The sequence below is a fragment of the Psychrobacter sp. TB55-MNA-CIBAN-0194 genome, from assembly GCF_040309505.1.
Classification (GTDB): Bacteria; Pseudomonadota; Gammaproteobacteria; order Pseudomonadales; family Moraxellaceae; genus Psychrobacter; species Psychrobacter fozii.
Genome location: NZ_JBEOOW010000083.1, coordinates 1 through 332, shown reverse-complemented (window position 1 = coordinate 332; position 332 = coordinate 1). Strand labels below are relative to the sequence as shown.

1 pseudogene is annotated in these 332 nt (G+C 47.0%); it reads right to left on the bottom strand.

Going from position 1 to position 332, the window contains the following annotated elements:
• Window positions 1-332, bottom strand: a pseudogene (locus AAEY75_RS14340) (NADH oxidoreductase (quinone) subunit F); the annotation flags it as partial.

Sequence of the window (332 nt, the reverse complement as noted above, 5' to 3'; positions counted from 1 at the left end):
GGTCTGCCCCATGCACCAGAGATTTGCGGGAAAGGGGGTTTGGTACGTGGGTTAGCACGGCGACCTTCTAAGCTGTTAATCAATGCGGTTTCTTCACCGCAAATATAACGTCCAGCGCCAGTATGCACATGCAGATTAAAACTAAAATCTGAGCCTAAAATATTGTCGCCCATGAGATTGTTGGCCAAACATTCTTCGATAGCAGCGACCAAACGTTCAGCGGCCAAGATATACTCACCGCGGATAAAGATATAACCGTCAGTGGCACCAATCGCATGCGCGGTAATAAGCATACCTTCAATCAACTGAAACGGTAAACGCTCCATTAATAG